The organism is Virgibacillus salexigens (assembly GCF_014905415.1).
GTDB classification, from domain to species: Bacteria; Bacillota; Bacilli; order Bacillales; family Amphibacillaceae; genus Virgibacillus; species Virgibacillus salexigens.
The window spans coordinates 222,965-234,249 of the sequence record NZ_BNEO01000003.1; the positions used below are offsets into that span (position 1 = coordinate 222,965).

General features: G+C 36.8%; 10 protein-coding genes and 1 pseudogene. 9 read left to right on the forward strand and 2 right to left on the reverse strand.

Annotation, left to right across the window (positions count from 1 at the left end):
* Positions 1 to 47: 47 nt before the first annotated feature.
* The 6 genes from JKP73_RS15095 to JKP73_RS15120 all read left to right on the forward strand — a co-directional run bounded on the left by JKP73_RS15095 (position 48) and on the right by JKP73_RS15120 (position 5,723).
* Positions 48 to 1,814 (forward strand): L-lactate permease, encoded by a 1,767-nt coding sequence (locus JKP73_RS15095; protein WP_031335414.1) that lies wholly within the window; start codon positions 48 to 50, stop codon positions 1,812 to 1,814.
* 135 nt (positions 1,815 to 1,949) lie between these two features.
* On the forward strand, positions 1,950 to 2,831 hold the full coding sequence (locus JKP73_RS15100; protein ID WP_038247366.1) for a helix-turn-helix transcriptional regulator: 882 nt from the start codon (positions 1,950 to 1,952) through the stop codon (positions 2,829 to 2,831).
* Between the two features lie 256 nt (positions 2,832 to 3,087).
* On the forward strand, positions 3,088 to 3,555 hold the full coding sequence (locus tag JKP73_RS15105; protein ID WP_200411528.1) for a nucleoside deaminase: 468 nt from the start codon (positions 3,088 to 3,090) through the stop codon (positions 3,553 to 3,555).
* Positions 3,556 to 3,656: 101 nt separating this feature from the next.
* Positions 3,657 to 4,625: an LLM class flavin-dependent oxidoreductase gene (locus JKP73_RS15110; RefSeq protein ID WP_038247367.1), complete on the forward strand. Its 969-nt coding sequence runs from the start codon at positions 3,657 to 3,659 to the stop codon at positions 4,623 to 4,625.
* 95 nt (positions 4,626 to 4,720) lie between these two features.
* Positions 4,721 to 4,972: a GlsB/YeaQ/YmgE family stress response membrane protein gene (locus JKP73_RS15115; protein WP_021290695.1), complete on the forward strand. Its 252-nt coding sequence runs from the start codon at positions 4,721 to 4,723 to the stop codon at positions 4,970 to 4,972.
* A 103-nt stretch (positions 4,973 to 5,075) separates the two neighbouring features.
* Positions 5,076 to 5,723: a peptidylprolyl isomerase gene (locus JKP73_RS15120; protein ID WP_187370483.1), complete on the forward strand. Its 648-nt coding sequence runs from the start codon at positions 5,076 to 5,078 to the stop codon at positions 5,721 to 5,723.
* 212 nt (positions 5,724 to 5,935) lie between these two features.
* On the opposite strand, the pseudogene JKP73_RS23205 reads toward JKP73_RS15120, so the two are convergent.
* Positions 5,936 to 6,088 (reverse strand): annotated as a pseudogene (locus tag JKP73_RS23205) (helix-turn-helix transcriptional regulator); the annotation flags it as partial.
* A gap of 480 nt (positions 6,089 to 6,568) precedes the next feature.
* Between JKP73_RS23205 and JKP73_RS15125 the strand changes: the two are divergent.
* From JKP73_RS15125 to JKP73_RS15135, 3 genes are all read left to right on the forward strand, one after another.
* The gene (locus tag JKP73_RS15125; RefSeq protein ID WP_021290693.1) at positions 6,569 to 7,510 is read left to right on the forward strand and encodes an aminoglycoside phosphotransferase family protein; all 942 of its coding nucleotides are present in this window, start codon (positions 6,569 to 6,571) and stop codon (positions 7,508 to 7,510) included.
* 69 nt (positions 7,511 to 7,579) lie between these two features.
* On the forward strand, positions 7,580 to 8,266 hold the full coding sequence (locus JKP73_RS15130; protein ID WP_021290692.1) for a DUF421 domain-containing protein: 687 nt from the start codon (positions 7,580 to 7,582) through the stop codon (positions 8,264 to 8,266).
* A 477-nt stretch (positions 8,267 to 8,743) separates the two neighbouring features.
* Positions 8,744 to 9,925, forward strand: coding sequence for a bis-aminopropyl spermidine synthase family protein (locus tag JKP73_RS15135; RefSeq protein WP_308436505.1), 1,182 nt, complete (start codon positions 8,744 to 8,746; stop codon positions 9,923 to 9,925).
* Between the two features lie 66 nt (positions 9,926 to 9,991).
* On the opposite strand, the gene JKP73_RS15140 is transcribed toward JKP73_RS15135, so the two are convergent.
* Complete coding sequence (locus JKP73_RS15140) at positions 9,992 to 11,173, reverse strand: MFS transporter (protein ID WP_200411539.1); 1,182 nt, start codon at positions 11,171 to 11,173, stop codon at positions 9,992 to 9,994.
* Positions 11,174 to 11,285: the final 112 nt, after the last annotated feature.

Below are 11,285 nucleotides of genomic sequence, written 5' to 3' on the forward strand. Positions count from 1 at the left end.
TGATATTGTTGTTTTCTATAAAAAATTTTATTAAGGGGGATATGATCATGAGTAATGGGTTGTTAGCAATTTTAGCATTTCTGCCGATAATTGTTGTTGCTGTATTCCTAGTAGGACTAAAGTGGCCAGCAAGCAAGGCAATGCCACTTTCTTATCTTTGTGCTGTGTTATTAGCTTTGTTTGTTTGGGATGTAGCTTTTCCGAAGGTCGCAGCTGCTTCCGTGCATGGACTGATTGTTGCCATTACGCTCTTATTTATTATCTTTGGTGCTATTTTACTTTTGAATACATTACAAGAAAGCGGCGGTCTTCACACCATTCGTAGAGGTTTTACCGACATTACCCCGGATCGACGTATTCAGGTGATTATCATTGCTTGGTTATTTGGTTCATTTATTGAGGGCTCTGCAGGATTTGGTACACCAGCAGCAGTAGCCGTTCCATTATTGGTAGGGCTTGGGTTTCCAGCAATGGCAGCCGTTGTATCAGGGATGATTATCCAAAGCACACCAGTTTCTTTTGGTGCTGTCGGAACTCCTATGATTGTAGGCGTGGGCAGCGGTATTGAACCACTTACACAAATCACAGACGTTTCTACTTTCGTATTTGGTGTCGCAGGGAAGGTAGCCCTCCTGCATGCTATAGCGGGACTATTTATTCCTTTATTTTTAGTAAGTATTCTAACTAGATTCTTCGGGAAGAACAGATCATTTAGCGAAGGTTTAAAGGTGTGGAAGTTTGCACTCTTTGCATCTTTAGCAATGACCATTCCGTATGTGATTGTTGCAAACGTCTTAGGTCCAGAATTTCCAGCAATGATTGGCGGGCTTATCGGATTATTAATTGTTATTCCAGCAGCTAAAAAAGGTTTTCTCATGCCTAAAAATGATGAAATTTGGGAGTTTGAGGCAAAAGATCGTTGGGATCCTACCTGGACAGGGAAAATTGAACTCAAACAAAGTGATATTTATGCTGGTAAAATAAGTATGTGGCGTGCATGGACACCTTACGTACTGATTGCAATTTTATTGCTAATTTCCAGACTGACAGAAGTCGGAGACTGGCTAAAATCCGTTACATTTACACTTCCAAATATATTTGGTACAGAAATATCGTCAAGTTGGGAAATTTTATTCTCCCCGGGTTTTATCTTTATCGTTGTTGCCGTTATTACCTATTATATCCATGGAATGAAAGGACAAGATTTTGCCAGAGCATGGAAGGATTCAGCCCGAACGATGATTCTCGCGGGATCTGCGCTTGTCTTTACAGTGCCGATGGTGCAAGTATTCCTCAATTCTGATGGTGGTGCAGCGGGGTATCAGGAGATGCCGCTTGTACTTGCAGAAGGAGTTGCAAATCTTGCTGGTTCGGTTTACCCAATATTTGCAACGTTCATTGGAGGACTTGGTGCGTTTGTAGCTGGAAGTAATACAGTTAGTAATATGATGTTCTCTCTATTCCAATATGGAGTTGGAGACCAAATCGGTGGAAATCCGACTTGGATGGTTGCTTTGCAAGCAGTTGGTGGTGCTGCCGGAAATATGATATGTGTGCATAATGTCGTTGCAGCATCTGCCGTAGTTGGTTTAGTTGGAAAGGAAGGGCATGTCATACGTAAAACATTACTGCCATTTTGCTATTACGCATTATTATTAGGGTCCGTAGGTTATTCGATTATGTGGACAGCTGAAAAAGGCATATTTAATATTGGCTCAATTCTAGCTATGATTATTTGGGGAATTATCATTTACATCATTGCAACAAACAACAGGCGGCTGAACGCACTCGAAAAAAATCGTCATATTGCTTAGAGACATACGCGTAATATCTTTCAAGAAGCTTTCGTCTTTCGGACTGACGAAAGCTTCTTTTTTAATATCGCAAAAATTATCAAAACATACCTGTTCCTATTTGATATGCTTTATATATGGGAAGGGAGCGGGGCCATGAGATATGAGGAAATAATTAATGAAGTTATTCAGTATATAGAAGGAAATTTGCATCAATCAATAGGGACTGAAAAAATTGCTCAGCTAGCAGGACTCTCTGAATTTCATTTCCATCGAATTTTTAAACAAACAATCGGTTTGTCTGTATCAGAATATACCCGTATAAGGCGTCTCGCAAATGCAGCGATTAGGTTGCTATATACAAAGGATCGAATTATTGATATTGCTTATGATTATTGCTTTGAGTCTCAGGAAGCTTTTACAAGAGCGTTTAAAAGATATTATCAAATCCCGCCTGGTCAATATAGAAAGGTGATGTCATGGGTGACAAAACAAAAGGAGGAAAATAATATGAACAATGGTTTAAAGGGATGGTTTTTAAGCGGAGTAGACCCATTTAATTATGAAATAGGAAAGGACCATAAGGTGGTCCATCAAGGGAAAGCGTCAGGTTATATTAAATCAACAAAGGTATTGGATGCTACTCATTTTGCGACAATGATGCAGCAATTTAAAGCAGATAAATTTATAGGAAAAAGAATGAGATTATCCTGTTTTCTTAGAACAGCATGTGTTCAATCCTTTTCTGGTATGTGGATGAGAGTTGATGATGCTGCTGAGGATGTCTTACAATTTGATAATATGAGTAATCGGCCAATAAAAGGAGATACAGGTTGGAATCGATACACTATCGTATTAGATATACCGAAGGAAAGTAAAATGATTGCATTTGGAATAATCTTATCGGGTCAAGGGCAGGTTTGGGTTGATCACGTTTGTTTTGATGAAGTAGGTAAAGACGTTCCAACAACTAATTTAGAAATCGAACCACAATTACTTAATGAGCCAATCAACTTAACATTTGAAGATGAAATATAATGTTCTCTTTTTATAAGCTGCAATTTATCGCAGCTTTCTTTTTTATATTAAGAAATAAACAGATATAGTAAAAAGGATAATCCTTTTTTTCTATAATATAAATATCCGAACTTTTTAGTATGCTTCTACTAGGTTGGTATCCGATAGTAAAATGGAAGAGATGATTTATAACTTTATAAAAACGAGGAATAATTAAAATAGCTTCAATTATTCTAGAATAGAATATGGAAAATACCTTTTTAATAGGGGGAAGTAGATGAAGTTAGAATTCATGAAGATGGCAGTTGAATTGGCAGTCAATAATGTGAAAACAAACAATGGTGGTCCATTTGGAGCAGTCGTTGTAAGGGATGGGAAGGTTATCGGAGAGGGATGTAATCAAGTAACGGTGATAAACGATCCTACAGCACATGCCGAAGTACAAGCTATTCGCAATGCATGTAAGCATGTAAATGATTTTCAATTAGCAGACTGTGAAATCTATACGAGTTGTGAACCATGTCCCATGTGTATGGGAGCAATTTATTGGGCACGGCCGAAAGCTGTTTATTTTGCTGCAACTAAAAAAGAAGCAGCTGATGCAGGTTTTGATGATGCATTTATTTATCAGGAATTAGATAAGCCCATTGAAAAAAGGAAACTGACAATCAAACAAATGCAATTTGAAAAGTACAATCTTCCGTTTGAAAGTTGGTTGGAAACGGATAAGAAAGTGGAATACTAGGGGTAACCACCTTTTTTATTAGAAAGCATATGCTTTGGTGAATGGTTTGATATTTCGCTATCATAATAGTTAATGATAGAGGTGAAAAGGGGAAATCGATCATGAGGTTTGGCATATTGGATCAAATGGCACAGCCAAAACAAAGTAGTGCAGAGGAAGTAGCTGCAGAAACGATTAAAGTTGCTCAATATGTTGAACAATTGGGATATCATAGTTATTGGTTCGCAGAGCACCATGGAACGAAGGGGCTTGTATCCAGTTCACCAGAGATTATGATGGCCGCTATAGCAAGCAATACAAAGCAATTATCGGTCGGGAGTGGTGGGATTCTTCTTCCTCAATATAGTGCATATAAAGTGGCTTCTCAATTATTACAGTTACAAGCACTGTTTCCAGATAGAATAGAGGCAGGTGTCGGCCGCTCTCCAGGTGGTAGTGAGCGCATTAGGGCCCTATTGGCTGATGGAAAGCCAAATCAACAGGAGGAATATCCTGATAAATTAGCGGCCTTAGCACGTTATCTCAATAGAGAAGGGAGTGTCCGAGCAGCACCACGTACAAAAGAATCCCCGAAACTTTTTTCATTAGGTCTGGGAGAAAATAGTGCAGAACTTGCGGCTAAGTTAGGAATTGGCTATGTTTATGGACATTTCATTAATCCGTACAGAGGAGAAGCTGCCCTTCAAACGTATCAAGAAACATTTACTACTGGTTATCTAAACAATCCACTTGCACGTTCAGCAATATTTATTGTTTGCGGTGAGTCCGATGATCATGCAGAAGAATTAGCAATAAGCCAAGACGCTTGGTTACTTCAAGTAGAAAAAGGATTGGATAGTCGTGTGCCTAGTGTAGAAGAAGTAAAAGCAAGAAGCTGGAATGAGAAAGACAGACAACGGATACAAAACAACCGGAAACGGATGATTATTGGCGGCCCATCCAAAGTAAAAGAGGAACTACAAGTCTTATCTGAACGGTATCAATGTGATGATTGGCTTATCCTTACCAATATATACGATAACCATGAAAAGTGTATGTCCTATCAACGAATCATTGAGATGTTTCCATAATTAATTCGAATGGAATCTATTTATTGGTATATGTATAAAAAAACAATTACTGGGCAATTTAAACCTAATTGTTATATTATACGGAGGTATGAATAATGGGATTTATTTGGTCTTTAATTATTGGAGGAATTCTTGGATGGTTGGCGAGCCTAATTGTTGGTCGTGACGTCCCTGGGGGAATAATAGGAAATATTGTTGCTGGTTTTGTAGGAGCATGGTTAGGTTCTCTTATTTTAGGAGAATGGGGACCAGAAACTGGTGGTTTTTATATCGTTCCAGCCTTAATCGGAGCGATTGTATTAATTTTCATAGCGAGTTTAATTATGAAAGGTATGCGTAATAATTAGATATTATCAAACAAAGGCAGCTCTTTTCTCTATAAGGGAAAGGTAGTTGCTTTTTTTCATGTTATAATACAGACAAGCAATATTTATGAGGGGAGAGTAAAAGATGAACCATCTGTTACAAAAGTGGAAATGGCCTCTGTTTATTCTTCTTATCGTATTCGCTTTAGTAGGATGTAGCGATATGACGGAAGAAGGGAAAGCAGGAAAGAAAGAAAACAATCAAAACTATCCAGAAGATGTAAGCGAAAATCCGATTGCAACCATAACCATGGAGAATGACCAACAAATTTCGATTGAGCTCTATCCAGAAATAGCACCGAATACGGTAGCAAATTTTATTAGCTTAGCGAATGATACGTTTTATGACGGGCTCACTTTTCATCGAATAATCCCTGATTTTATGATTCAGGGCGGTGACCCGCAAGGAAACGGAACTGGCGGACCAGGATATTCAATAGAAGGAGAATTTAGCTCGAATGATTTTACAAATGATCTAAAGCATGAGCGTGGTATTATTTCCATGGCAAGATCAAATGCTCCTAACTCAGCAGGTTCTCAATTTTTTATCATGGTTGCAGATGCGCCTCACTTAGATGGAGATTATGCTGCATTTGGAAAAGTCATTGATGGAATGGATGCGGTAGATAAAATTGTGGAGATGAGTATAGATGCTGCTGAATCCCCAACGATGAAATCTGTTACTATCGATACCATGGGTTACGATTACCCAAGCCCAGAAAGAGTAGAATAAGGTACGATGAGATATCATCCTAGGAAGGATTATTAAACTTGTATGCACTAATTAAAACATACGTACGTTTGGATGGGGCACCTCAACCTAAAACAACACTTGCGGAAAAAATGAAAAATTAGTTTAGCGAGAGTGCTTGGATACTCCCTCAAAAGCCCCATACAAATATAGCGAAGATGATTCACCAACTTATTATTAATCACCACCGTAAAAAATAATGCGTCCACTCGAGTATTTAGCACAAAAGCAATTTGAAATGCTAATTTTAGTGTAGGGTTATATTTACTGTTTTCAATTGCATTTATGGTATGTCGAGAAACGCTACATTGCTTCGCTTTACGTAAACGTTTCATTTGATTCTTCATTTAGTCTCCAAACCTTATTTTAAAAAAAACGTAAGCTAAGTAAATAAATAATAGAAATACAGCAATGTAGAAACGAAGACCATTCCTTCGTTGATTGATTCAATAGCTTACTTTACCAATCTTAATAGTAAACAAAATAAATATAACCGAAAACGTGTAAGATTACGCCTTCATAAATTATCGAATGTGCTTTTTTTATAGGTATTTCTCATTTCTACCCATTCCTCGTTATATATATCCGTAATGAGTTTACTCACATCTATATCGTCCGTTTTTGCTTGAAATACTAATTCGCAATCTTGGCATTGCACTAAATGGAATGTTGGATACGAATAATATTCGCAAATAGTTTCTGAATCACAGAGATAGCATTTATTGGTTCCATTCTCATATACGACATTTACATCAAATATCGTACTCTATGAGAGTGAAAAAGGTGTATTCGGCAATAAAGGAAATTCCAAAAGAAGGTGAAATGAAATGAACCGTCTAACTTCTATGTTAAAAACATACTATAATTTAGAATTACCAACGATACAAGAACAAAAAGGAGGTTGGGCTTCGCTTGCTTATAAAGTGTCGATCGGAACTGAGGCCTACTTTCTAAAGGTCTATGAAAAGCAACGGGCTTCCACGCCAAAGTATACAGAGTTAATCAACGATTATGCACCAGTCCTTAAATGGTTAGAAGAAAATACGGAATTAAATGGCCATCTTCCAGTCCCTATTTTAACAAAGAATGACAGTTATACCTGTGAAGATGATCAAGCCGTATATATGGTATACAACTATATTGAGGGGGATACGATTGGTGATACAAAATTATCGCAATCCCAAATCATCCATCTTGCGAAATTACTATCCAAATTGCATACGTTTGGTGAAAAAGAAATACCCATGAACTTATATGCACTCAAGGAATCGTATGATCTTCCGTTTTTAAGTCAGCTAACCAAAAGTTTGAAAGCAATAGAAAAGCTTCCAACTGACATTAGAGAACTGCTATGGTTTTATCAGGATCCTTTGGAGCAGTTACTATCTGAAATGAAAAGGTTAGCTTCGTCATTAAAAAATGCCAAATTAACGATGAGATTGTGTCATACAGATCTCCATTATTGGAATTTAATGCAGACATCTAATCAACTTATTCTAATTGATTGGGAGGGGTTAAAACTAGCACCTGTCGAAGCAGATTTAATGTTCTTTGTTGATAAGCCTTACTTTAAACAGTTTCTAGATGTTTATCGACAGAGGCATAACCAGTTTAAAATCAATGAATCCGCTCTTCAATTTTATCAACTTCGCAGAAAACTAGAAGACATCTGGGAGTTTCTCGAACAGTTGATGATTGATAGACTGGAAGGAAGAGCAAGGCAACACACGATAAACATATTAAAAAAAGAATTAAGTACCTTAATTTAATACAAGGATATTTCGCGGTATAAAAATCACCTCCCTTCGAAATACTTGTACTAGATGGAGGTTGAGCGAATGAGTGTCTTTGAATTACTATTAAAGATCGTGGTATCTTTTCTCGTATTGCTATGCTTAGCTAGATTGATGGGAAGAAAAGAAATTAGTCAAATGACATTTTTTAATTTTGTTTCCGCGATGACGATTGGTTCCATAGCTGCAGATACAATTATGAATCAACAAACTCATTTACATATCGGAATGATAGCTCTTATTGCATGGGCTTTATTTACAATACTGATGGGATATTTGGATATTAAATCAAAGAAGGTAAGAAAAGTGGTGAATGGCCAGCCTATCACAGTCATAAAAAATGGGGTACTGCTGGAAAAGTCCTTGCGCAAGACAAGATTAACGATTGACTCTCTGCAATCTTTATTGCGAGAGAAAAATATCTTTTCGATAAATGATGTGGACCAGGCGATTTTTGAAACAAGTGGAAAGTTATCGGTATTGCAAAAACATTCGAAGCAGCAGCTCTCAAAAACGAAAGATAGCCCTGAACCAGTAGAAGTTATTTCAAGTGGAAAAATAAATGTAACTAATTTAGCTAAATTAAATTTGGATATCCCTTGGTTAGACCGGCAGATTCAGGAAATTGGCATTGCTACCATATCGGAAATCACTCATGCAGAAGTAGAACCAAAGGGCTCTCTTTATATTCAGATAAAGAATAAGCCAAAAAATGAAAGGAAGCAAAGCTAATTGTATTGTTGATGTATTTATGTTATGCTTACGACAACTCTATATGAAGAGGAGATAATTTCATGTTAACAGGTGTTTTCAACTAATTCAGTAACTAAATAAGGTTAAAATTCACTTCATTTTATTTGAGTAAATATAAATGTTTTTTCGTGATGAATTTTTAACCTTCTGAATTAGCAAGAACAACGGTTAATTTGTCTTTATTTCTATCGTGAAACCCAAATCCGTGCTGTTCGAGTACGGATTTTTCTGCTTTTTAGGGGTTCTCTAAGTCAAAGACGGCGAATGGCGTATGTTCATTTGCTGTCTTTTTTACATTCGAGTGGAAGCGATAATTATAGAGGGAGCAAGGGATGGTAGAAAGTTACATCCAGTACAACAGTTACGCCTTTTACAATTTAAAGGAGGAATGAATGATGAATGTAGAAAAGCAAGTTAGCCGATGGAAGGAAAATAACGAGATTATATGGAGGTATCATGATGATAAAGGTGATAGAACAGGTAAATGGAAACCTTGATTTAGAAGAAGGTTCTCTTGTAATTGAGCACTTGATGATTGAATGTTTTTTAACTCCTGGAATTTCCACGAAAATATTGGCCAGAAAGGTTTTATTACCAGTGCCTGTTACAGTTGCAATAAAAAAAGAGTTAATTGAAAATGGATTATTAAAGCAGGACAGAGGAGTACGGTGTACACAAAAAGGAAAAGCCCTTGTTGAACAATCGTTGGACTATAAAGGATTAGATAAACAGCTCCATGAACGGTTATTATCAAGACCAGATAACTTGGAAGCTGATTTGGACAGTATTCTTATCATTCTTCATGATTTGTTTTCCAAACGTCCCCAAGTAAATGTGCAATTAGATCAGTCTTTGTGTACTCCTGAAACAAGCTTACGGAGAGCTATTCTATGTTTAAGTGAACGTTCTCTTATTGGAAAGCGAATATTATGTGTGGGCGATGATGATCTTGTAAGTGTAGCTATAGGTTTACTTCTACAAAAATTATTTCCTAGGAAATCGGAGTTTCATACATGGATTGATGTAATGGATATTGATACTCGTTTTCTTGCATTTATTAATAAAATTGCAAAGGAAAAAAACTTACCAATTACATGTATAGAGCATGATATGCGAAAACCAGTCGCTAGTGCGTATGTCAGCAGATATGATTGCTTTCTTACTGATCCGCCCTATACTTTACAAGGGATGGAACTATTTGTTTCACGGGGAGTTCATGCCTTAAAGAGGCAGAGTGGCATGCCTATTTTCTTATCATTTGCACACAAATCACCAGCATTTATGCTGAAAATGCAGCAAATATTCATTCGTTTAGGATTGAGTGTAACAGCTACATTACCTCAATTTAATCATTATCTTGGTGCTCAGATGATTGCTAACCAAAGTCAGATGTTGATTATGAAAACAACGACTTCAACCGAGATACCAATTGATTTATTACAAGAATACCAAGACCCAATATATACTGGAGAAATGAAGCAGTCGTTTCGTATTTACCGATGTAAAAGTTGCGGGATAGAAAGGAAGGTAGGGGCCAACTTTCCGTTTAAAACAATCGAGCAGTTAAAAGAAAGTACCTGTCCAGTTTGTTGTAACAATACGTTTCTTTTAATCAAAAAAAGAACAGGAAATAAATAATCAAGCGGATAGATACTTGCTTACAAAGCGGTATCTATCCTGTCTTATTAGTATAAATAAGCTATGTTATTGAACCGACTGTTCCTTATTGTCTGTTTTGATACATTTCCATACCAAAAGGAGAAGGAAAACCCCAATTATTCCCATGACCATATAAGTCAGGTTTAAGAAATGATTCATCGTCATCGATATAACCGGAGGACCTAAGGCAACTCCGATGAATCTACAAGAGCTGTAAAATGAAGTAATGGTGCCACGTTCCTCTTTCTCAATTCCTTCAGTTATCATTGCGTCGAGTGTGGGGAGTATTGCTCCAATGGCAGTACCTAGTAACGAGGTAATGATAAGCAATAGGATTAAGTTATTACTTGTGTAGCCTACAAAAATAACGCTTACAGAGGAAATGATTAAGCTTAGCATGATTACGTTTTTCATAATCTTTAAATTACCTTTAATTGTTCTACCTGTAATATAAGAAGCAACACAAAGGCAAAAGAGAGGGATAGCTAAGACAAACCCTTTTTTTACATCGTACAAGCTATGTTGTTTTTCAAAAATATCCGATAAGAAAAATAATACCCCAAATAAAACAAGCATTAAATGAATCCCAATGAAAAAGACGGTATAAAGCCATTTACCATCATTTTTAAAGATTGTTTTTGTCTTTTCATAAAACGTTCTAAATCGCGGTGGTTCTTCCTTCTGTTTTGGAACCTTTATAAAGAAAAAAACAAGAACAATTGAAATTAGGCTGAAAAAAGAAATGGAGAAAAACGGTAAAAACCACAAAAATGAAGCAAACAGTGCTCCGAGAATAGGACTTAGTACTTTTCCAAAAGTATTTGATGTTTCAACGATTCCTAAACAAGAGCTTGTCTTTTCATCATCATCTTTATAGAGATCACCAACTAATGGTAAAATGATCGGTGCTGCTCCAGCAGCGCCAATGCCCTGCAAAATACGACCAACGATGATCCATGAAAACGGATCAGCCATTCTCCATGATGCCATACCAGCAATAATGCCGCCAATCATGGCTAGTATTAAACTAGGTAAAATCACGATTTTTCTTCCATAACGGTCAGATAAGTAACCAGCTACCGGAATAAGAAAGATGGCTGCAATCGAATAACTGGTAATGACCATGCTGGATTGAAAAGAAGTGATTCCGACCTTGTCTTCAAATATAGGTAAAACAGGAATTAGCATCGAATTACCTAACGTCATTACTAGCGGAATGGATGCCATGCTTACAATGCACCATTTGCTTACTTGTTGGTTGTTTTCTTCGTTTATCACAATAGACACCTCATTCTTTCCTACTTCATATAATTCCAATTGATTTGAATTCCTATACGAA